The organism is Patescibacteria group bacterium (assembly GCA_034659915.1).
Classification (GTDB): domain Bacteria; phylum Patescibacteriota; class WWE3; order JAUXAW01; family JAYEID01; genus JAYEID01.
Window position 1 is genome coordinate 1 of the sequence record JAYEID010000009.1, and the last position, 19,796, is coordinate 19,796.

Annotated in this window: 20 protein-coding genes and 12 tRNA genes; 18 read left to right on the plus strand and 14 right to left on the minus strand. The window is 40.4% G+C overall.

Annotated features, from left to right (window positions below):
• Positions 1–275: 275 nt before the first annotated feature.
• A complete protein-coding gene (locus U9M98_00950; GenBank protein ID MEA2020287.1) occupies positions 276–755 on the plus strand; it encodes a hypothetical protein in 480 nt (159 codons plus the stop codon).
• A gap of 72 nt (positions 756–827) precedes the next feature.
• Here U9M98_00950 and U9M98_00955 read toward each other — a convergent pair whose 3' ends face one another.
• The 6 genes from U9M98_00955 to amrS all read right to left on the minus strand — a co-directional run bounded on the left by U9M98_00955 (position 828) and on the right by amrS (position 5,777).
• A complete protein-coding gene (locus tag U9M98_00955) occupies positions 828–1,781 on the minus strand; it encodes a hypothetical protein (protein ID MEA2020288.1) in 954 nt (317 codons plus the stop codon).
• Positions 1,782–1,886: 105 nt separating this feature from the next.
• A tRNA-Val gene (locus U9M98_00960) sits at positions 1,887–1,964 on the minus strand.
• Between the two features lie 83 nt (positions 1,965–2,047).
• Positions 2,048–2,617: an ATP-dependent Clp protease proteolytic subunit gene (locus tag U9M98_00965; protein MEA2020289.1), complete on the minus strand. Its 570-nt coding sequence runs from the start codon at positions 2,615–2,617 to the stop codon at positions 2,048–2,050.
• A 74-nt stretch (positions 2,618–2,691) separates the two neighbouring features.
• Positions 2,692–3,582, minus strand: coding sequence for a trigger factor (locus U9M98_00970; GenBank protein ID MEA2020290.1), 891 nt, complete (start codon positions 3,580–3,582; stop codon positions 2,692–2,694).
• Between the two features lie 187 nt (positions 3,583–3,769).
• The gene (locus U9M98_00975) at positions 3,770–4,699 is read right to left on the minus strand and encodes a DUF4349 domain-containing protein (GenBank protein ID MEA2020291.1); all 930 of its coding nucleotides are present in this window, start codon (positions 4,697–4,699) and stop codon (positions 3,770–3,772) included.
• A gap of 61 nt (positions 4,700–4,760) precedes the next feature.
• Positions 4,761–5,777 (minus strand): AmmeMemoRadiSam system radical SAM enzyme, encoded by a 1,017-nt coding sequence (gene amrS, locus U9M98_00980; GenBank protein ID MEA2020292.1) that lies wholly within the window; start codon positions 5,775–5,777, stop codon positions 4,761–4,763.
• A gap of 239 nt (positions 5,778–6,016) precedes the next feature.
• On the opposite strand from amrS, the gene U9M98_00985 reads away from it, so the two are divergent.
• The 4 genes from U9M98_00985 (at position 6,017) to U9M98_01000 (ending at position 9,110) form a co-directional block, all read left to right on the plus strand.
• Positions 6,017–6,610 (plus strand): MBL fold metallo-hydrolase, encoded by a 594-nt coding sequence (locus U9M98_00985; GenBank protein ID MEA2020293.1) that lies wholly within the window; start codon positions 6,017–6,019, stop codon positions 6,608–6,610.
• Positions 6,611–6,656: 46 nt separating this feature from the next.
• Complete coding sequence (locus U9M98_00990; GenBank protein ID MEA2020294.1) at positions 6,657–7,469, plus strand: DUF362 domain-containing protein; 813 nt, start codon at positions 6,657–6,659, stop codon at positions 7,467–7,469.
• Positions 7,470–7,656: 187 nt separating this feature from the next.
• Positions 7,657–8,262, plus strand: coding sequence for a hypothetical protein (locus U9M98_00995; GenBank protein ID MEA2020295.1), 606 nt, complete (start codon positions 7,657–7,659; stop codon positions 8,260–8,262).
• 185 nt (positions 8,263–8,447) lie between these two features.
• Positions 8,448–9,110 (plus strand): rhomboid family intramembrane serine protease, encoded by a 663-nt coding sequence (locus U9M98_01000; GenBank protein MEA2020296.1) that lies wholly within the window; start codon positions 8,448–8,450, stop codon positions 9,108–9,110.
• A gap of 288 nt (positions 9,111–9,398) precedes the next feature.
• On the opposite strand, the gene U9M98_01005 is transcribed toward U9M98_01000, so the two are convergent.
• Positions 9,399–9,485: transfer RNA gene (locus U9M98_01005), tRNA-Leu, on the minus strand.
• A gap of 144 nt (positions 9,486–9,629) precedes the next feature.
• Here U9M98_01005 and U9M98_01010 point away from each other — a divergent pair.
• Positions 9,630–10,100 (plus strand): sugar phosphate nucleotidyltransferase, encoded by a 471-nt coding sequence (locus tag U9M98_01010; protein MEA2020297.1) that lies wholly within the window; start codon positions 9,630–9,632, stop codon positions 10,098–10,100.
• Positions 10,097–10,714: a sugar phosphate nucleotidyltransferase gene (locus tag U9M98_01015; GenBank protein MEA2020298.1), complete on the plus strand. Its 618-nt coding sequence runs from the start codon at positions 10,097–10,099 to the stop codon at positions 10,712–10,714. Before U9M98_01010 ends, U9M98_01015 begins: the two co-directional genes overlap by 4 nt.
• A 91-nt stretch (positions 10,715–10,805) precedes the next feature.
• On the opposite strand, the gene U9M98_01020 is transcribed toward U9M98_01015, so the two are convergent.
• From U9M98_01020 to U9M98_01040, 5 genes are all read right to left on the minus strand, one after another.
• Complete coding sequence (locus U9M98_01020) at positions 10,806–11,387, minus strand: hypothetical protein (GenBank protein ID MEA2020299.1); 582 nt, start codon at positions 11,385–11,387, stop codon at positions 10,806–10,808.
• Between the two features lie 257 nt (positions 11,388–11,644).
• The gene (locus tag U9M98_01025) at positions 11,645–12,346 is read right to left on the minus strand and encodes a hypothetical protein (protein MEA2020300.1); all 702 of its coding nucleotides are present in this window, start codon (positions 12,344–12,346) and stop codon (positions 11,645–11,647) included.
• Positions 12,347–12,491: 145 nt separating this feature from the next.
• Positions 12,492–12,566, minus strand: a tRNA-Cys gene (locus tag U9M98_01030).
• A 247-nt stretch (positions 12,567–12,813) separates the two neighbouring features.
• Complete coding sequence (locus tag U9M98_01035) at positions 12,814–13,698, minus strand: UTP--glucose-1-phosphate uridylyltransferase (protein MEA2020301.1); 885 nt, start codon at positions 13,696–13,698, stop codon at positions 12,814–12,816.
• Positions 13,699–13,753: 55 nt separating this feature from the next.
• Positions 13,754–14,731, minus strand: coding sequence for a thioredoxin domain-containing protein (locus U9M98_01040; GenBank protein MEA2020302.1), 978 nt, complete (start codon positions 14,729–14,731; stop codon positions 13,754–13,756).
• A gap of 122 nt (positions 14,732–14,853) precedes the next feature.
• Here U9M98_01040 and U9M98_01045 point away from each other — a divergent pair.
• The 10 genes from U9M98_01045 (at position 14,854) to U9M98_01090 (ending at position 17,065) form a co-directional block, all read left to right on the plus strand.
• Positions 14,854–14,928: transfer RNA gene (locus tag U9M98_01045), tRNA-His, on the plus strand.
• A 130-nt stretch (positions 14,929–15,058) separates the two neighbouring features.
• A tRNA-Arg gene (locus U9M98_01050) sits at positions 15,059–15,135 on the plus strand.
• Between the two features lie 128 nt (positions 15,136–15,263).
• Positions 15,264–15,349, plus strand: a tRNA-Leu gene (locus U9M98_01055).
• Between the two features lie 119 nt (positions 15,350–15,468).
• Positions 15,469–15,555 (plus strand) — tRNA-Ser (locus tag U9M98_01060).
• Positions 15,556–15,599: 44 nt separating this feature from the next.
• Positions 15,600–15,687, plus strand: a tRNA-Leu gene (locus tag U9M98_01065).
• 15 nt (positions 15,688–15,702) lie between these two features.
• A tRNA-Lys gene (locus tag U9M98_01070) sits at positions 15,703–15,779 on the plus strand.
• Positions 15,780–15,823: 44 nt separating this feature from the next.
• Positions 15,824–15,901, plus strand: a tRNA-Val gene (locus U9M98_01075).
• A 229-nt stretch (positions 15,902–16,130) separates the two neighbouring features.
• Positions 16,131–16,206: transfer RNA gene (locus tag U9M98_01080), tRNA-Phe, on the plus strand.
• Positions 16,207–16,437: 231 nt separating this feature from the next.
• Positions 16,438–16,513 (plus strand) — tRNA-Gly (locus U9M98_01085).
• Between the two features lie 87 nt (positions 16,514–16,600).
• Positions 16,601–17,065: a DUF192 domain-containing protein gene (locus U9M98_01090; GenBank protein MEA2020303.1), complete on the plus strand. Its 465-nt coding sequence runs from the start codon at positions 16,601–16,603 to the stop codon at positions 17,063–17,065.
• 54 nt (positions 17,066–17,119) lie between these two features.
• On the opposite strand, the gene U9M98_01095 is transcribed toward U9M98_01090, so the two are convergent.
• Entirely contained in the window at positions 17,120–17,518 is a 399-nt protein-coding gene (locus tag U9M98_01095) for an Hsp20/alpha crystallin family protein (protein MEA2020304.1), read from the minus strand.
• Between the two features lie 109 nt (positions 17,519–17,627).
• Between U9M98_01095 and U9M98_01100 the strand changes: the two genes are divergently transcribed.
• Positions 17,628–18,320, plus strand: coding sequence for an MBL fold metallo-hydrolase (locus U9M98_01100; GenBank protein MEA2020305.1), 693 nt, complete (start codon positions 17,628–17,630; stop codon positions 18,318–18,320).
• Positions 18,321–18,376: 56 nt separating this feature from the next.
• On the opposite strand, the gene ligA is transcribed toward U9M98_01100, so the two are convergent.
• A partial coding sequence (ligA, locus tag U9M98_01105) for an NAD-dependent DNA ligase LigA (GenBank protein ID MEA2020306.1) occupies positions 18,377–19,796 on the minus strand: 1,420 nt, incomplete at its 5' end.

Consider the following 19,796-nt stretch of genomic DNA (forward strand, 5'->3'; position numbering starts at 1 on the left):
AAAAATGGGGGTGGGTTCGTATAGGTGTAGGTTCGTAAATGTTGTAGGTTCGTAAATGTGTAGAAATGTGCACTGTGTAATATATAATATATAATATATTGTATACTGTATATTGTATATTGTATACTGTATACTGTATATTGTATATTGTATGTTGAGGGTGCTTTTTTGTTAGATTAAGAGCTTGCAGAGATTCTCTTGTTTTTGTTAACCTTTGGTTGGTGATTTTTTCGTTTAGAAGTACAATTTATTTAGTTAGTTGTGCTGTTCGCTTAGTGCTTCCCTGTTTTCTTTGGCGTTATCCGTTTGCAGTTACTGTTGGCTCAGTTGTTTTGGATGCTTTCGATGTGGAGTTTTTTCGGTTAGCTACGAACTCTACTAATAGTGATTTGTACCAAGTTTTGGACAAAAGTCTGGATTTTTACTGGTATCTTTTTGCCTTTATCTACTCACTTTTTACACCTTATTGGTTTATTTTTGCCATTTTGTTTTCGATTCGGTTGATTGGGATGATTGCTTTTCTCCTTTCAAAGGATCGTCGAGTCTTTTTGCTTTTTCCAAATATTTTTGAAAACTTTTTTGTTTTTTATGTAGCTGTAGAGACTCTTCCTCAGCTTTCGCATCTGCTTAATTATCCCGCAATTTTATGGGTTAGTGCGTTTTTGATTGTTATAAAGCTTTTTCAAGAATACCTAGTTCACATTGCTGGGTTTTCACTTCACCGTACTATTTTTGGAGTTCCGCTTCGGGATTAGGACTTTTCCTTCTTTTACTCTTATGTATCGAATTTTGTGTGGAGTTGATTTAAAGAGTAAGAGCGGTTTGCTTTAAAGAATAAAATATTCTGATTCTACTTGTTTGGTAGCAATTTGGATAAGCTTTGTTTTTCTAAGGAAAGCTAGTAATAACGAAGTCAGGATTGGTGAAAAAATTAGGGCAAAGCGGCTTAAGAAGTGGATAATCAAGAAAAGTAAAGCTGCAAGGAAAAAAACTATTTTTTGTTGGTGTTTTGCTAGCTCTGCCTCTATTTTTCTTTGGAGAGGTTCGGTAGCATCTGGGAGTGCTTTTGATAGGTCTAGGTTGCCCTCTTCAGTAATTTTTATTTCTTCCAGCTTTAGTTTTTCTGGGCTAAATCCCAGTTCCTGGCGGGTACTGCCTTCGCTAAGAGATTCCATGGATTCTTGCCTCAAAAACTCCAAAATCTCTTTTTGATCTTGAATTCCAAGCTGGGACTCAAAGCGCTCACCAAGCATTTTTTCTGGGACCTCAATGGTAGTAGCATTTTTTTGCAGGTTTAGAGTGTGGATGATTGCAAATGATAGAGAGATAATTAAAGCAATTAGAAGGTAGAACTGTCTTATTTGCGGTTGGAATCTGAACCCTTTCCTAATCTTAACTGTGTTTTCTATTTTTCCGTGAAGGTTATATTGCAGTAACAAGAGAGCACCAAGAAACAGTGAGCTTGATAAAGTAAGTAAGATTATTGATTGTGAGCTTAGGCTCAGTTGTGGTAATGCAAATCCAGTTACAATAATTCCCAAACTTAGGTAGAGATTATTTCGATTTTTATAGGAGATGCTGAGAGCAGGAATGCTGAAAGCACTGAGAAGTAGTAAGCAGAAGAACAGTTTAGCTATTTCTAGTGGGTTGGTTAGTAGTAAGAAAATGTATTGGGGTGTTGTTGAAAGTTTTACTGTTAAGGTACCTAAAAAGTACGCAAAGATTGCTATAGGTATGCTTAGTGTAATTATTTTAATTATATTTGCTTTTTCTTTTTCCATAAGATTAGAATATCAAATTCATAGAGGCTTAAATAGTGTTTCGCTACTCTTTACTATCTAGTTGTAAGGTTGCTTTGTTTTGGCTTTGGAAAAGGGGTAGAAATCTGGTGGGTGGTAGAGGATTCGAACCTCTGACCTTCTGCACGTCAAGCAGACGCTCTAGACCAGCTGAGCTAACCACCCCCGGTGGGTAAATCCTAAATTCCAAGCACCAAGTTCCAAACATTTGAAATTTGGATTTTGGAATTTGTAATTTCTTTAGTCTGCTAAAGTACTTTATCTATAATACCATAATCCTTAGCTTCTTTTGCTGTCATGTAGAAGTCACGATCGAAATCCTCGTTAATTTTATCTTCTGATTTTCCTGTGTGTTCTGCTATTTTTTTTGCGTAAAGCTCTTTTAGTCGCAGAATTTCTTTGGCATCAATTTGGATGTCGGTAGCCTGTCCCCTAGCTTCACCCAAGGGTTGGTGGATATGAATAATGGAGTGTGGAAGAGAGAACCTTTTTCCTTCTGTTCCTGCAGCGAGAAGCAAGGTTGCTGCTGATGCTGCTGTTCCTACTGCAATAGTCTGGACATCAGGTTTTAAAGTTCTCATGGTGTCGTAAATTGCCATTCCTGCATAGGCAGAGCCTCCCGGCGAATTAATATACATTTTTATATCCTTTTTTGGATCAACACTTTGAAGATATAAAAGCTGGGCAATAATTGTATTGGCATTGGCTGTATTTATAGGACCAGCTACAAATACGATCCGTTCTTTAAGAAGGCGCGAGTAGATGTCGTAGGCTCTTTCGCTTCCTCCTGATTTTTCAACAACCATTGGTAAATACATAAAGGGTTAAGTTGCAAATAACAAATTATAAATTTTAAACAACAAATTTTTATTATTGAAAGAAAAAGTTAGTTTTAGCTCTTGACCCTGGCAATTTCAAGGAGCTTTTCAATTGCCTTGTTCTTTTTTAGAACAGATTTGATATAAGCTCTGTTTGCAGGCGTATCCATTTCTCCTTTTGCCTTTTCATCTGGTATGGAGTCAATTGCTTCCTGAATTTCTTTTTCTTCTGCTTGAATACCAAGTTCTTTAATAATTTCATTTAGAATAAATTCGTTTTCTAAAGTCTTTGTTGCTAGTTTTTGGTATTCATCTTTAAGCTCTTCCTTTGTCTTTCCCCTGTTGTCAAGGTACTCTTCTGGTGAAAGACCAAGCGAATCTAGCTGGTCGTACAGCTGGCTTAGCATTCGGGTTACCTCGTTTTCAATTATCATGTTGGGGATCTTGATTTTTGTTTTCTTCCGGATTGCATTAAGGATATCTTGGGCAGATAATTCTTCTTTTTTACCAGTATCTTCTTGGTCTGCCTTAGACTCAGCTTCGGTTAAGGTTGCTGCAGTTTCAATCTTTGGTGCACTTGCTAGTTTTTTTACTACTTCTTTCCAATTTCCAAGATCTACTTTAGGCATTTCACAGATAAGTGCTTCAAAGACTAATTCGTTTCCTTCTGCAAACTTTTTTATTTCAATTTTAGGATTTGTTGCTGGTTTAAGTTCCTCTTGTTTAATAGCATTCATATATGCTTGGGGAACAAGCAGATTAATGACTTTTCCGTTTAGTTTTCCTTGGTCTACGTGCTGACGCACTTTTTTTAAAGGCGCCTTCCCCTTTCTAAATCCTTCAATTTCAAGATCTTTCCCCAGTTGTTTTAAAGCTGTTTGGAAAGCTTTTTTGACTTGTTCTGCTTCTACAGTAATAGTAAGTTTGACCTTACCATCTTCTAAATTTTCTTTTTCAATATTCATTTACAAGCCCAATTTTATCATCTTTTTTGATAGGTATCAATAATGCAGTCTAAAAAATTAAGAAATTGAGCAACTATTGCTACTTCTATCGGATATGATACTATTTGGATGAGTTTGGGGTTAAGTAAGGGGGGCAAGTGTGGACTAGCTAGCTAAGCTTTAGTGGTTATTCCTAACCACTGAGGCTTTATTTTTCCTTCTTTCTTTTTAATAGAATGTTTCGGAGGAGAAATCCTATTCCTGCTAACGCGGCTAGGGGTGCTCCAAATACTAGTAACCAGATGAAGGCAGATCCAACATTTTGCCAGAATGTTACAGTGCTTCTAAGTGCGTTTTTGGCAACTTGTATTGGTTTCCAAGCCTCTTCTACTATTGGTAGTTCAGATTCTTGGGTGGCAATGTGAACGGTAATAGTGGACATTTCAGCACTTTCTTCTAAATACTCCATTCGCCCTTTTATAGTTTCAATTTGCTGGCGGATTTGGGTTAGCTCTCTTTGTACTTCTAAGACATCGCTGACATCTCCTGATCTTCCCATTAACTCTAGTAATTGCTCTTCTGCTGCTTCTAAGTTGCGTAGACGGCTTTCTAAGTCTGTGTATTCTTCGGTAATATCCTCCCCTTGTATTTGTTCGCTGGTTACTTTTATAGCCAATTCTTTCAGTTCCCTAATAGACTCTTCAAAAACACTGCTGGGTACTTTTATTTTGATCATTCCCTTAAGGTGTTGCTCTTTTTCGTCTGTAAAGTAAGTTCGAGCTGAGAGCACAAAGCCGTCTTTTTCCTGGGTTAATTCCTTTACTTTTTCTACAGCTTCGGCTGTATCTTTCACTAAGAGAGAAAGGTCTCCAGTTTTAATTATTAGCCGGTCAGAAATGCTTCCGTTCTCGGATTTGTTGGGTGTTTCAGTTGATTGGTAGCTTTGTGAGCCAATAGCTTCTTCTGCTTGAGGTGTTGAAGCTGTTTCTAGACGTGAATCAAGCGTGCTCTCGGTAGTGGGTGGTTGGGCTGGGGACGTCTTCTCCTCGGTTTTTAAGCCTATCAATAAAACAATCAAAAATAAAACAACAAGAATTGCTAAAGCTACCAGGCTGTATTTAATGATTCTACTTTTCACTCTAAGTTGAGTTTGGCAAAATAATGGGCGGCTGTCAAGGTAAAGTAATATTTTCCTCTGCTTACATAAAAATTCCTGGAAGTTTAGTAGTGCAGTTTGGGCATTTATTGTCTTTGAGGTAGTTTTGTGCGCTGTAGCCACGCCGGGAGATTACAAGCTTCCCGCAATTGGGGCAATAGGTATTTTCCAAGTTGTGGTTAGGAATGTTGCCAAGATAAACAAAGTTAAGCCCCGCTTCCTTTCCAATTTCTGCAGCTCGTTCTAGCGTTTCAATTGGTGTAGGTTGTGAGTTACCCATTTTGGCTGCGGGATGGAATCTGGAGATATGCCAGGGGATGTTTTCGCCTATACTGGAAATGAACTCAGCAATTTCTGTTAATTCTTTTTCCGAATCGTTTTGTCCGGGGACAACTAGTGTTGTTAATTCAATCCAAATATCTTTTTTGTGCATGAGTTGGATAGAGTCTAGTACGGGTTGTAGCCGCGCACCGCAAACTTCTTGGTAGTAGCTGTCTCTAAATGATTTTAAGTCAATGTTAGCAGCATCAATTAGACCAGTCATTTTTTCAATTGTTTCTGGGCTTTGATAACCGTTAGTGACAAACACATTTTTAAGCCCTTCTTTTTGGGCAAGCTTAGCGGTGTCGTAAGCATATTCAAAAAAAATGGTTGGTTCTGTGTAGGTATAGGCAATAGAAACTGCGCCTGAGCCTTTAGCGTTCTCCACAATTAACTCTGGTGGCAAGTTCTTTCCTGGGAACTCCCCCTCCCAATGTTTTGAAAGCTGTGAAATGCGCCAATTTTGGCAAAACTTACAGCGAAAATTGCACCCGGCAGTGGCTATGGAGTAAGCTTGGGTACCGGGATAAAAGTGAAATAGAGGTTTCTTTTCGATGGGATCTGTGTTTGTAGCAATTACTTTGTTGTATGCTTTTGTGTATAACACACCCCCCTTGTTTTCTCTTACTGCACAAATACCCTTGTTTCCGGGTGAGATTAAGCACTGGTGTGCACACAGCTCACACTGTACTTTGTTGCCTTTTAATTTTTTATACAGCATTGCTTCTTTCATTTCCATAATTATTTTAATTTTAACACAAAGCAGTACAAACCAACCAAATGAGTATCCTAGAGTGAGACCAACATTAGCAAACTACAAGACTATATGCTCAACTCGTCTCCACCAACTTATAACATCTTGTAGTTGTAGTGTGGGGGACTTAAACTTGTTGTTAATGAGGTTGACACCACTTTCTTTCTTGTAAGAGTAATAGTGGTTTAACTTTGCTGGTGACTTTTTTGTTAAAATAAAGCAGTATGATTTTAGAGAAATTTACAACTGGAACTTTGTTAACAAATTGTTATTTGTTTGGTAATGTTAATTTCCATGAGTTGGTGGTAATTGATGCTGAGATAGGGCTTTGGGAAAAACTAGGGTCATTTCTGGATAAGGAAAATCTGCCAAAGCAGGCAGTAAAGGCGGTTGTTGCAACTCATGCTCATTTTGATCATGTTCGCGGAGTGGAAAAAATTAGAAAAGAGACAGGTGCGCGGTTTGTAGTGTATAAAAGTGCAAAGCATAAGCTAGAAGAGAAATTTGATTTGAGGGCAAACCGCATTGTAGCTGATGGAGATAGGATTCATATTGGTGATTATATTTTAAAAGTGATCTATACTCCTGGTCATTCTCCGGAAAGCATTTGTTTATATGAACAAGATCAAGGGTTGCTTTTTTCCGGCGATTTGCTTTTTAGAAATGGAGTTGGTAGGACAGACCTTCCGGGGGGCGATGCAAGTAAACTTAAAGATTCTCTGGAAAAGATAAGCACGCTCCCCTACTCTACTCGTGTTTTTCCTGGGCACAGCAGCGATTTTGTGCTTGGTGATTTTCCCTTTGATTTCCACATCTAGGCTGTTTTTATAGCGTTTTCCAAATTATGCTAAGCTTGTTATAAATATGTCAGTTGTCTATTGGTGCAAAACTACTTACTATAAAAATTTTGTTAGAAAAGTTGTTGATATATTTGCTGATGACTTGTTAACTGCAGGAAGAATTTTGTTGAAACCCAACTTAGTTTCCGCTGAGGCTTATCCCACTACAACACATCCGCGCCTTTTAGAAATAGTTCTAGAAGAATTAAAAAATTTAAAAATTTCAGAAGTAGTGGTTGCAGACGGACCTGCATTCAATGCTCCGGAAATTGAAACAATTTTTAGTAGTTCAGCAATTAGAGATGTTTGTGTTAGGTTTGGTGTTCCTTTGGTAAATCTTTATGAAACCAAAAGCGAATCGGTAACCTCTCCGCGGGATTTTACATTTTCTCTTTTTGAATATCCCTTGCAGTTTGATTATGTAATCTCGCTTCCTGTTTTGAAAGAGCATACACATACCAAATTAACCGGTGCTCTTAAAAATCAGTTTGGTTATCTTGCCCGTTTTGAACGGCTTAAAGTTCATTCTCCATTAAAATCTTTGCCTAAGGTTATTGCTGAGGTAAATGCTTACGCCAAGACAGATTTGTTTGTTGTAGATGCGATGGAAACTCTTGTGGATGCTCAGGAGATTCGCCACGGTGGAATTAAGCGCAATTTAGGATACATGTTAGCAGGTAAAGATCCTGTTGCGCTGGACTCTTTTGGACTGAATTTGTTGAAAAGAGTTGATGCAAAATTGGAAAATTTAGGGCCAGCTAATATTGAACATATAAAATTGGCAGAGAAATATGGTGTGGGTAATCTAGAATATGAAAGTGAAGAGCTTTGTAGTTAGAAGTTTTGAATTTGAAATATTATTTGTGCCGTAACGCTTCCATAGGGTCAAGGTTGGTAGCTTTAATGCCTGACCTCTTTTGTACCTAATGCGTAATGGTAAAATATAAATGTCTCACAACGAAGCTGGGGTATAGATTAGTAAGGGAGAGAGCACGGTGTATAGATCTTCAGTGACATTGCACTTTGTGAGTTACTCAGATTTTTGTGAATTGGTGGGATTCCCCCATACTTTGGTGTTGAAATGTTCGGAACTTTCTCCTAGATATAGCCTTAAGGGAGCGAGAACTTTTGGAAATATTAACTCTTTTACATTTCCAAAGCCGCTTTCCTCAACAGAGCTTTTGTTTTGGTACAGCGACTTAGATACTTGGAAAAGGACATTGGCACCCACTTTTAAAGAAGTAAGAGAAGCCTTGCTGACGTGGTTAGAGCGTTGGTTCGTGCGCCCTCTACATAGTGAGTGTGATAATTTTTGGGGAGTATGGTTAGAGGAAGTTTACGGTGTTACTAGGTGGACATTCCATGATGTAGCTGTTCGCTTGTTGGATATGGATGAAATAGATTATGAGGGATATGTGTATGCCTATTTGAACTGCCCTTTTTGTACACTTACTTGGAAACACATTCGTGACTCTTATCCAGAGGATGCTGTTTCTGCTTTGGAAAAATTTTTTCCAAATGGGTGGGTGGAGAATATCCAGTATCTAAGTGCGGCGATAACTAGCAAGTTAGGGAGGAAAGAAAAAGTGTTTCTTGATGGTGAGATTTCGGTTCCTATAAGTAGGAATTGATAAAGTTCCCAGCCCTGGGCCAATGTGTTTAGTTGTGCCTTGTCCAGGGCTGGGATGTTTCGAAATCTATTCTAGGTTAGTGTACGGAACACTTTTACTCAAGTGCTAATAATCACTTATTCAGTAATTATTTTGTCTCTTTGATAAAATTGTTGTGTAGTGAAGAAAATATAGTTTAACTAACTATGATTCCTATCCGGGACAACAACCCTTCAGCAACAACTCCTTATATTACGCGTGCGCTAATAGTAGTAAATGTGTTGGTTTTTATTTATACTTTGCTACTTCCCTACTCTGAGCTGCAAGCGCTTTTTAGTTTGTATGCGCTTATACCTTCCAGGATTTCTGCGGGAGAGAACTTGTATTCTGTATTTACTGCTATGTTTTTGCATGCTGGAGTAGGACATGTTTTTGGCAATATGCTTTTTCTTTGGATTTTTGGTAATAATGTTGAGGATACTTTGGGGCATTTTAAGTTTTTGCTATTTTACTTTGTTTGTGGATTACTGGGTTTTCTTCTTCAATACTTTATAGATCCGTATACTTCTATTCCTATGTTGGGCGCATCGGGGGCAATTGCCGGCGTTCTCGGTTCTTATTTGGTCCTGTATCCTTACGCTCGAATTGAGATTCTTATTCCTTTTTATTTTACTTTCAGTCGTGGTACAGTTCCTGCCCGTTTTATGTTGGTGTATTGGATACTTTTTCAATTTTTACACGGTTTGGGTAGTTTGGGTGTGTCCGGAGGCGGTGTAGCCTATTTTGCACATATTGGTGGGTTTGCTACTGGTTGGGCACTTACTAAGATTTTTGGATGGGAGCCGAAGAATAAGCATTGGGGGTGGTAATTTATGTGCAGGTGAGTAATTCCTCTCGCCTGTCGCTTGTTCGCCATCTCAATTAAGCATGGTGCACAGTATACAGTATACAGTATATAGTATGTAGTATACAGTATATAGTATACAGTGCACTGTATATTGTATGCGATATACAATCATTATATACAGTCATTGGCTGTTGGCTGTTGACTTGCTACGACAAGACTGCCTGCCGGCAAGGCAGAGCTCCGAGCAATATTTTTTCTAACCTCACTTTGTTCCGTCCTGTCGGGACCGAAGCTCGTTAAGAGCAAAGGGTGGTGCCGAGGGCGGGAGTCGAACCCGCATGGACTTGCGTCCACAGGATCCTAAGTCCTGCGCGTCTGCCAGTTCCGCCACCTCGGCTTAATGTTAAAGTGTTAAGTTTTTTTGCAATGTACTGCTTTTTTTTTTTTTTGTAATTTGCGATTTTGAATTTGGTGTTTACCTGCTTGCAGGGATTATTATACCAAACTTGCATAAGATTTGCGTTTAATTTAGGATGTTTTTATGAAGGTTTCTATTTTTTGTGGCGGTGCGGGTAAGAGATTTTGGCCGCTTTCTCGCCGTAAAAGTCCCAAGCAGCTGCAACAGATTTTTGATGGCAAATCTACTTTGCAATTTGCCTACCAACGTATTCAACCTTTTGTTCAGCCTGAAGATATTCTCATTTCTACCTCCTTTTCTTTTTTCGACGAAATTAAAGATCAGCTCTCGGATTTACCGGAGGAAAATCTAATTGGTGAACCTGCTTTCCGTGATTTGGGTCCGGCGGTGGCTCTTAATGCTGCTATTATTTCACAGAGTGCTGGGGAAGATGAGCCTTTTGCAATTGTTTGGAGTGACCATATTGTTGAGAAAAAAGAGCTTTTTCGGGAAATGTTAAAAAGGGTAGAAAAGGAATTACGGAAAAAGAGTGTAGAGATTGTTTTTTTTTTGGTTGTGTTCCTCGGTTTGCAAATGAGAATTTGGGTTGGATGACTCTTGATGGGTCAATTGCCGACGAGGGGGTGACAGTTTCTGGGTTGAAGGGGTTTAAGTACAGACCACCCGCGGACCAAGCGCAGGAATTTTTTGAAAGCGGTAGGCACGCCTGGAATTTGGGGTATTTTGTTTCTACCCCTCGGTTTATTTTGGGTGAGTTTAAAAAACACACACCGGGAATTTATGAGAAGGTTAAGAAGATAACAAGAAAGTGGGGACAGGATGAGTATAGGGATACGTTGGAAGAAATTTACCCCACCATGGAAAAAATAAGTTTTGATAATGCTGTTTTGGAAAATTTGGATTTTGGTAAGACGCAGGCTTTAGTAGCGGATCTTGGTTGGTCAGATATTGGCACACTCTATGCGTATAAGGAACACTATGCAGGTACAGAGAAGAATTTTCTAAAGGGCGATGTAATTGATAAAGGCTCCAAGGATATTTTGGTTTGTAACGCAACAAAAGATCAATTTATAGCTACTGCTGGTTTGGAAGGTGTGGTTGTGGTGGCAACTGACGACGCAATTATGGTTTGCGGGCGGGACGAAGTGCGTAGGATTAAAGAGATTGTTAATGATTTGGAGGAGCAGGGACGGGAAAAGCTTATTTAGGCTTGCTGCAATAAGATTCCCGCCAATTCCTCAACCTCTCCCGACCAGTCGGAAGAGGTTTTCCCTTGGCGGGTTCTTTTGTAGAGGATTATTAGCGAGCGGCGGCAATAGTACCTCCAGCTTCGGCGAGGTTAGCAAAATATTCTTTTTCAATTTCGCCCATAAAATAGCGAACACCAGTTGTCCAATTGTGGGCGTTAGGCGGACAGTAAATTGGTGCCCAAGCTTCTGGACCATAACGATTATTTTCTGCACTTCGCTCTCCTAAGCTTTTACCAACTGTATTAATAGCTTGTTCCCAAGAGTTAAATTTAATATAACCACCACCCCAACCAAAAGGGTTATAGCTATTGCTGGCAACGCGTTTACCAAATATAGATTCCATACCAGTAATAGCAGGCAAGAATCGCCAGTCAAGGTTATATTTGTCAGCAACTTCGACAAAAGTCTCAGCTTCGCTTGCCATAGGAGAATTGTAGGAGTCAAGAAACTCCTCTAAGGTTTCAATTCGGATATCCTCCTTCTGCTTAGCCTTAACTACTCCTACATCCTTAGCTGTTTCTGTTTCTTGAAGCTGAACCTTTTTTTGGTTTTGCCCCAATGTAGCTTGGGGAGCTGTTGTTAGGGTAATTAGCGTACCATAAGCAACAGCCTTGAGAATAAGTTCCATCATTGTTATCTCGGTTTCCCCTTTGAGCTGTTATGTAGCGTAAGATGCTATAGACAGCCAGAATTAGATAAAAAGCAGTGAAAATTGGGGGAATTTGCTGTAATAAAGGCGATAAGTATTAAAAAATATCCCTCTTTCCAGCTACCGAGGGAGTCTAACACACTATAAGGTCTCTGTCAAACTAAAAATCGGCTTTTTTGGACCATGGTTTGGGTTGAAATTGGAGAATTAGAGAGATGTAGGAGGGTAGTTTGGGTTGGTTAAAAATTTTCTAGTTCCCAGATAAAGTATTTTACACCTGTTGCCCAACTTCCGTTTGCTTCAGTTACTGATCGGGGGCAGTATATTTCCATTATTTTTTCTGGTGTTTGATAGCCTTGATCAAGGTAATTTTCTCGGAGACCTTTGGCGACTGTTTCGATAGCTTCTTTCCAGGTGTTGAACTTTAGGGTTCCTCTGCTGTGGACCCCCCACCCCCAACAATTGTAGGAGTCTTCGGGGATTGTTCGGCAAAAGGTGGATTCTTGTCCTGCAATGGCTGGAAGAAGTCTCCAATCAAGGTCGTATTTGTTGGCAGCTTCTATTAGATAATCTGCGTGATCGGCAAGGGGCGAATGGTGGGCTTCTAAATACTTTTTTAAAATAAGCGGTCGGGATTCTTTTCGAACAATACTTTTTCCTAGTACAACTTTTCCCGGTGGTTCTGAAGTAAACGCTATTTTCCGGTAAGGTGCAAATTTGGAGAGAGGAATGGGTATTGGTTTATTTAAGGCCACAGTAGCAAAAACAATAATGCACAAACTCCCTCCCAGTAGGAAGATTAGGGGTAGGATAAAGACGTAAGCAATTTTTTTAATGTAAAATTGTGGAGTTGCAGATTTGGAGGTTCTTTTTTCTGGAATTTTTGCTAAAACCAAGTCGACAAGTCTTTCTCCTAAGTTTGTTACGGCAGGTATTTTCATGGCAAGTTCAACTTAGCATAAAGAAAGTTGAGGGTCAAATCGAACTCGCCTGCCGGTAGGCAGGCTTGGCGAAGGAAGATGGAGGCGCGGGAGGGAAGCGCCCCGTACCAGGTGGAGTACAGGATAAAACCCCTCTTTTTTGCATTGGAGGCCCGAGTCGGATTCGAACCGACGCATAGGAGTTTTGCAGACTCCCGCCTTACCACTTGGCTATCGGGCCAAAAAGCGGCGTGACTTTATCCCGACCTGTCGGGAACTTCGCCACCGCGCCTTGATAAAAGCTTTGGAACATGACTTTTGCTTGAAACTTGGCCACCGAGACGTTTCTTCTAATTGGAACGTAGGTGGAACTTGGTGACCAGCCCGTAGCAACATAACTAGCACGCTTTTAGCCACTCCTAGTTTATCAAATAAAGCAAGTAAATTCCACCTTGGGTAGTGGAATGCGTTTTGTGTCCTGAAGCAATTTAGCTAAGAATATTTTTTAGAAATTTGCGTAGAGGTTGGGACAACTCTTCCCGTTCTAGAGCATAGAGGATTGTGGTTTTTAAGTAACGTAATGGATCTCCGGTTGTTAACCACTGTCCATCCAGATTTGCAATTTTGACCCTTTCTGTTTTTGCTAGGTCCGCAATTGCATCTGCAAGCCAAAGCTCGCCTCCCTTCCCAGTTCCTTTGGGGTTTAAGTAATTGAAAATGTTGTAGTTGAATATGAATCTGCCGTATTGGGCGAGAGTTGAGGGCGCATTTTCCGGAGAGGGTTTTTCTATAATACTCTCTATCTCATTTTCCGATCCTTCTTTTAATTTTACAATGCCGTATCGATTAGTTTCTTTCCTTGGAATTTCCTGAACTGCTAAGAAATTGGATTGAGGATCTTTTTCCCACATTTTAATTAGCTGGGCGCAGGCGGAGACTTTTGAGAGAACTAGATCGTCGCCGAACATAAAAATAAAGGATTCGTCATCGTCAATTAAATGTTTAGCAGCAAGAAGCGGGCTAGCATTACCATAAGGGAGATTATCTTTTTGGCGAACATAAACATAATTAGCCATCATTGGGATTTTCTTGACTTCTTTTAGGTATTTTTCTTTACCAGCTGCTTCCAGTACTCGTTTTAGTTCTGTATTGGAATCGAAATGGTCTTCGAGGGCAGAGTGTCCAAGCCGGGTTACAATAATAATATTTTCAATACCAGCCTCGACGGCATCTTCAACCAAGTATTGAATAATTGGTTTATCTACAATAGGGAGCATCTCTTTGGGTTGATTCTTGGTTGCGGGAAGAAAACGAGTACCATATCCAGCAGCAGCAATAACAGCTTTGTTTATGCGGGAAGTGTCTTTAGCCATAAAAAAGAGGTCACCTGTTGTCTAATTGTTGGCAGTGCTATTACTTTGAATACTACTAACAACCGCCGCTTGCAGCACTAGTGTCACTAAGAGTTTCGGAGCATGCTTCTGGGGGATTGTTAAATGCGCTGCAAATAGCATTTTTGTATCCTTCTGCGCTGCGGTTGCCTTGGTAAGTAACACCGTTAATTATTAGTGTGGGCGATCCTTGAACACCCAGATCGTCTGTAAGTTGTTGCTCTGCTTCTGCGTAGGAAAGGTAATTTTGGTTGAAACAGGCCTCGACTGAGGATACATTTACTCCAGTCTCTTGAGCAGCATCTTGCCAGCAAGTTTCGATATCATCTACAGTGCACATTTGATTTGCATTGTCTACGAAGTCCCAATACATATCTTTTTGGTTTTCAAAAACACAGAGCTCCCGTAAATTTTGGTTAGCTTCTTCGACCCCGTGCATTGAGCAGTACTTGCTCTCCTCGTCGATACAATATTCGGGACCGCCTCTTTGGTAGTTATCATAGAAAATATAGTGAGGCTCAACTGTAACACTGTTTCCTAGGAGATCTACTACAGGTTTCATTATATTTTCAGCTTGATTGCCGTATGGGCAGTAGGACATTGTGAACAGCTGAACTTCGGGAGTTTCACTTTTGGGAATTTCTTGGGTAACTTCTTCTGTTTCTTGTTGGTTTTCTTCAGTTTCCACTTGATTCATATCTAATGCAGTTGGGAAAAATATGGAGAAATCCTTTTTCATGTAAGATGTAAAGCTTTGCCTGCCTACTGTTAGTGCTACTTTGTAGAGAGAACCTTCTTCTTCTATAGTAGTAATTTTTAAGTCTGTTGGATCCTGTACTAAATTATTACTAAGAATAAATTCTCTAGCCTTTTCTTTTGCAGTTTCCAGGTCTTGTTGCGAAGCTTTTTCTGAATGTAGAAAAGGGATATTTGAAAAGCCTTGGGTGTAGACAGCACCACCTAGTGCTAAGAGAAGAATAAGTATTAGAATAAAATAAACTTTATGTTCTGACATAGTGTAAACCTAATGTATCATAGAGTGTTTTATTGTCAAGACTGGTGATAATAAGAATTGCGCTTTTTACTAGTGCTATGGTAAAATCATATGTGTAGCAAGGGTACTAAGTAGTTTTTGTGGTGGCCGTAGCTCAATGGTAGAGCGCCTACCTGTGGAGTAGGTCGTTGCCGGTTCAAATCCGGTCGGTCACCCCAGAACTTGTGATCGTTGTCCCGATCGCATCGGGATTGGTCACCCCAGAACTTGTGATTATTGGGACAAAGTGAGTCTAGAGCTAGGAGTGTTGCTTATAAGTCTTATACGAAGGTTGGCTTTAGCTGATCTGCGCCCGTAGCTCAACTGGATAGAGCGTGTGGCTTCGGACCACAAGGTTGGGGGTTCGACTCCTCCCGGGCGCACCACGTAAAGCTCGCTATGCTCGCTACATGGCAAGCCAGGCCGAGGTGGCGGAACTATGAACCACACAGGGTTCATGGCAAGTTGCTTCGCAAAAGCTCCAAATGTGTGTAGCTTGAAACTCTATTGTTGAGCCGAGGTGGCGGAACTGGCAGACGCGCAGTCTTGAGGGGGCTGTGGGCGTAGCCCGTGCGGGTTCGAATCCCGCCCTCGGCACCATCTCGACATCCGAAGTTGCCAAGAGCAACTTTAGTCGGGACGCCCCGCTGGAAACGAGCGGTAGTGAGTTTTGGATAGCGGGGCAAAAACTGATTACTGTATACTGTTTAACTGAATATGGAGGGGTGTACCGAACGGCAAGGTAGCGCCCTGCTAAGGCGTCGCCCTTAACGGGCTTGCGGGTTCGAATCCCGCCCCCTCCGCCATTATCTTGCTGTAGCTTATTCGCAAAAAAATGCTTTAGTATTAAGCCGCAGTGCTGGAACTGGCAGACAGGCAGTGCTCAGAACGCTGTGAGTTTTATACTCGTGGGAGTTCAAATCTCCCCTGCGGCACCAACCAGAAATAAGTGAGCGCCCGTAGCTCAGCTGGCCAGAGCACCGGCCTCTTAAGCCGGGTGTCGGAGGTTCGAATCCTCCCGGGCGCACCACGTAAAGCTCGCTACGCTCGCCACGTGGCAAGCTGCAGAAGCAAGAGCCTGTAGCTCAGCTGGTTTAGAGCGCTTGGTTTACATCCAAGAGGTCATAGGTTCGAATCCTATCAGGCTCACCAGACTTTCAACTTGGGGCTTAGAGGTTCTTTACCCCAAACCCCACGTGGTTTTGGGACGAATCCTCTACCACCCACCATCCTCCTTCGCCAAGGCTTTGGAGGGTATAAACATTTTTAAGTTTGACCAATTGAGAAAAGAGTATAAGGGGCACTTCTTAGCCCTAGTGAGGGGTTGTAATACAAACAGATTCTTGCTAGCTGTTAATAAATTATTGTAAACTATTGCCAAGGCAAGGTAGCCAAGTTGGTCACGGCGCCTGTCTGAAAAACAGGTGATGCCGGTTCGATTCCGGCCCTTGCCACCACGCTCAGCGTGGTTGAGGCGCGCTAAGCGCGCCCACCACCATAAAATTTTAGTGAGACCATGCGCTTAGATTTTATTAGTGTCCCGACTTGTCGGGATAGAGCGAGTTTAGTAGAAGGGTGCGACCCGTGAGCTTTATGCGAAGGGTTGCTATTATTGAGTCCCGATAAAGTATCGGGACTAGATTTAAATAAGCGGGAGTCACGCTCAGCGTGACTTACCCGCGCTTAGCGCGGGAGTAGCTCAGTTGGTAGAGCGTTTGCTTGCCATGCAAAAGGTCGCGGGTTCGAATCCCGTCTCCCGCTCCATACCATAAGACAGATAAGGAGCGTAAAAATTATAAATTTAACATCCCTTCTTTCTTCTGTATTTATTTTTGTGCTAAATTGTGAATAATGAAATTTTTGATTTTTACTATTTCTGTGATAGTCACATTTATCCTTTTTTTTAATTTAGGTTACCTTTTTCTTTCTAAGTTTAAGTCTGGGAATGACACAGCAATTTTAAGGGTAGGAAATGCTACCTTTGAGGTAGAGATTGCAGATAATCCGTTGCTAACTGCCAAGGGGCTGTCTGGTCGTGACGTATTGTCGGAAGGTCATGGTATGTTGTTTGTTTTTTCACATCCCCGCCACTATCCTTTTTGGATGAAAGCTATGAAATTTCCCTTGGACTTTATTTGGATTCGTAATAAAACAGTTGTGGGTATTGACCCTAATGTGCCGGTTCGTTACGGTGTTTCAAGTTTTAAGACAGTTATTCCGAGAGAGCCTGTGGATATGGTCTTGGAAATAAATGCAGGAGAGGCAAAAAAAGTAGGGATTCAAAAAGGAGATGAAATCAAATTGCGACAAAAATAAAAAAGAAGAAGCCCAGATAGGGACTTCTTCTTAGGTTTAGTCCAAGTTTTTATATTACTTTACCTCAATCTTTTTTGGTTTAACTTCTTCAGCCTTTGGAACTCGTACTGTTACCATTCCATCTTTTACTTCAGCCTCAGCATTGTCCCACTCACCACGGGATGGTAGTGCAGCCTGATAATAGTAAGACCTCTTGGACCTTCTTGCGTGGTACTCTTTTCCTTCCTCTTCTTCCTCTGTTTTTTCCTCCTTCTCCGCTTTAATCCTTATTACACCCTCTTCAATTGTTATGTCAATGTTTTCTTTTTCAATTCCCGGTACCGGAGCTTCTACAACTACCGCATCTTCTGTTTCGTAGATATCCATATTTTGCTGTTCTATAGTTTCTGGCAATTCCCAATCTTCGAAAAACCAGGGCCAACTTAGGGTTGGTCTGCGTCGAACAATAGCCATCTTTTTGTTCACCTCCTTTCAGGTAACGATAGTTATTAATTTTCTATTTGTAATAATATGCTATGTTTATTAATAGACAATTAGGAAAAAGTAAGAAATTTGTAAAAAAATGAAAGTAAAAGTTCTTGGAACACGTGGAGAAATAAAGCCTTCCCTCCCTTATCATTCGCGCCATACTGGCCTGCTTGTGGATGGGGAAATACTTCTTGATTTAGGTGAACCAGAGTTTCTGGAGAAGGACCTAGGTGTAATTTTAATTACCCATCTCCACCCAGATCACGCTTTTTTTGTGAAGAGTGATAAAAAAGTTGATGTAAATGTTCCAATTTATGCTCCGGAAAGTTCTGAAAATGTTGAGGTTACGGTTGTTTCTGAACCATTTACAGTTTTTGAATACAATATAACGCCAATCCTTACCCATCATAGCAAGAAGGTTAGATCTGTCGCTTATCTTATTGAGAAAAACGGAAAGAGGCTTTTGTATACTGGAGATATGATTTGGATTAATAAAGAATACTGGAATCTTTTCGAAAATTTGGACTTGGTTATTACAGAGGGAAGTTTTATTTGCGAGGGTGGGATGATTAGACGCGACAAGGAAACTGGGAAAATATTTGGACATACGGGTATTCCTGATTTAATGAAATTTTTTGAGAATTTTACTAATCGAGTTCTTCTTATTCATTTTGGGAGTTGGTTTTACAAAAATACCAAGGAGTCTCGAAAAAGAGTAGAAAATCTTGCAAGAAAATATGATTTAGAGGTTTTAGTTGGTTATGATGGGATGGAGTTTGAGCTTTAGTTCTTGGGTAGTTTTGGAGAAATGTGTGTCTTTTGGCATGGAGTAACATTCTAGTACTATTTTACTAAGTTTTTGAACTCCTCTTCGTCTATTATTTTTACTTTTTCTTTCTGTGCCTTTTGTAGCTTACTACCCGGACTCTTTCCCTTTACTAAATAGTCAGTTTCTCCACTCACTGAGCTAATAGCTCTTCCCCCTAGCTTTTTTACCAGCCTTTCCGCTTCATTTCTTGTCCAGGCTTCTAATGTGCCGGTAAAAACGAATTTATCTCCTTTTAGCGGTTGTTCCTTTGCTATTGCGTAAGGGTTGTTGAGATTGATTTTAGCACTTTCTAGCTTCTTTAAGACTTTTTGGTTTTTTTTATTTGAAAAGAACTTACTAATACTTTCTGCTACTTCTGGTCCAATCTCGTGTATTTTTTCTAGATCATCCTTGGTTGCATGTTTAATTTCATTAAGCGTGGAAAAATTTTTGGCTAGGACTTCTGCTTTGTGCTGACCAACTAAAGGTATTCCAAGTGCATAGAGAAAATTTGGTAATGAAGCTTCTTTGCTTTTTCTAATTTCAGAAACAAGGTTTTGTGCAGATTTTTCTGCAAAGCGGTCTAGCTTAGCTAAGTCTTTTTTGGTTAGCTTGTAGAGGTCTGCTATATTTTTGACCAAATTTTCTTCAATTAACTGTTCTGCAACTTTTTCTCCTATCCCTTCAATATCCATAGCTTGACGAGATGCAAAATGAGTCAAGCGTTCCCGCAGTTGAGCGGGGCAGCTAAGGTTAGGACACCTTGCCTGTTTTTTGTCCTCGCTCATTATTATTTTTGTGTTACAGACTGGGCATTTACTTGGCATCTGTATTTTCTTTTCTGATCCATCCCGCGCTTCGGTTATTGGCTTTACAACATGGGGAATAACATCTCCTGCTCTTTCAATAAGTACCATGTCTCCTAGTCGAATATCTTTGTTCTCAATTTCGCTCTGATTATGCAGAGAGGCTTTTTCAACAAGTACTCCCCCAATTTCTATGGGTTCTAGTAAGGCAACAGGAGTAATTCTGCCAGTTCTGCCAACCTGAAATTCAGTATTTTTAAGTTTAGTAGTTTTTCTTTTTGGCTCGAATTTATAAGCAATTGCCCAGCGGGGATTATTAGTTCTTGTTCCTAGGATTTCCCTTTCTTGGAGATTATCAACTTTAAAGACAACTCCGTCTATTTCGTAGCCTAACTTATTGCGTATTTCATTCATGTTCTTGTGGTACGCTAGTAAACCCTTAACTCCGGTAATTTTTTTGTTATGTTTTTTGTTTATTCGAAGACCCCACTGGGGTAAAGTGTTTAAAGCTTGGGAATGATTTTCAAAACCTAGCTCTGTTGCATTAGCTAGTCTATAGAAGAAAATATGGAGGGGTCTTTTTGCTACTTCTTTTGGATCTAATTGTCGAAGCGAACCAGCAGCTGCGTTCCGGGGGTTGGCAAAAGGT

Excerpts from the sequence above, each read along its gene's own strand:
- U9M98_01020 (MEA2020299.1), bottom strand. The coding sequence starts at position 11,387 with ATGATGGAACTTATTCTCAAGGCTGTTGCTTATGGTACGCTAATTACC.
- U9M98_00985 (MEA2020293.1), top strand. The coding sequence starts at position 6,017 with ATGATTTTAGAGAAATTTACAACTGGAACTTTGTTAACAAATTGTTAT.
- amrS (MEA2020292.1), bottom strand. The coding sequence starts at position 5,777 with ATGGAAATGAAAGAAGCAATGCTGTATAAAAAATTAAAAGGCAACAAA.
- U9M98_01010 (MEA2020297.1), top strand. The coding sequence starts at position 9,630 with ATGAAGGTTTCTATTTTTTGTGGCGGTGCGGGTAAGAGATTTTGGCCG.
- U9M98_01100 (MEA2020305.1), top strand. The coding sequence starts at position 17,628 with ATGAAAGTAAAAGTTCTTGGAACACGTGGAGAAATAAAGCCTTCCCTC.
- U9M98_01015 (MEA2020298.1), top strand. The coding sequence starts at position 10,097 with ATGACTCTTGATGGGTCAATTGCCGACGAGGGGGTGACAGTTTCTGGG.
- U9M98_01090 (MEA2020303.1), top strand. The coding sequence starts at position 16,601 with ATGAAATTTTTGATTTTTACTATTTCTGTGATAGTCACATTTATCCTT.
- U9M98_00990 (MEA2020294.1), top strand. The coding sequence starts at position 6,657 with ATGTCAGTTGTCTATTGGTGCAAAACTACTTACTATAAAAATTTTGTT.
- U9M98_01040 (MEA2020302.1), bottom strand. The coding sequence starts at position 14,731 with ATGTCAGAACATAAAGTTTATTTTATTCTAATACTTATTCTTCTCTTA.
- U9M98_01025 (MEA2020300.1), bottom strand. The coding sequence starts at position 12,346 with ATGAAAATACCTGCCGTAACAAACTTAGGAGAAAGACTTGTCGACTTG.
- U9M98_00965 (MEA2020289.1), bottom strand. The coding sequence starts at position 2,617 with ATGTATTTACCAATGGTTGTTGAAAAATCAGGAGGAAGCGAAAGAGCC.
- U9M98_01035 (MEA2020301.1), bottom strand. The coding sequence starts at position 13,698 with ATGGCTAAAGACACTTCCCGCATAAACAAAGCTGTTATTGCTGCTGCT.
- U9M98_00970 (MEA2020290.1), bottom strand. The coding sequence starts at position 3,582 with ATGAATATTGAAAAAGAAAATTTAGAAGATGGTAAGGTCAAACTTACT.
- U9M98_01000 (MEA2020296.1), top strand. The coding sequence starts at position 8,448 with ATGATTCCTATCCGGGACAACAACCCTTCAGCAACAACTCCTTATATT.
- U9M98_01095 (MEA2020304.1), bottom strand. The coding sequence starts at position 17,518 with ATGGCTATTGTTCGACGCAGACCAACCCTAAGTTGGCCCTGGTTTTTC.
- U9M98_00955 (MEA2020288.1), bottom strand. The coding sequence starts at position 1,781 with ATGGAAAAAGAAAAAGCAAATATAATTAAAATAATTACACTAAGCATA.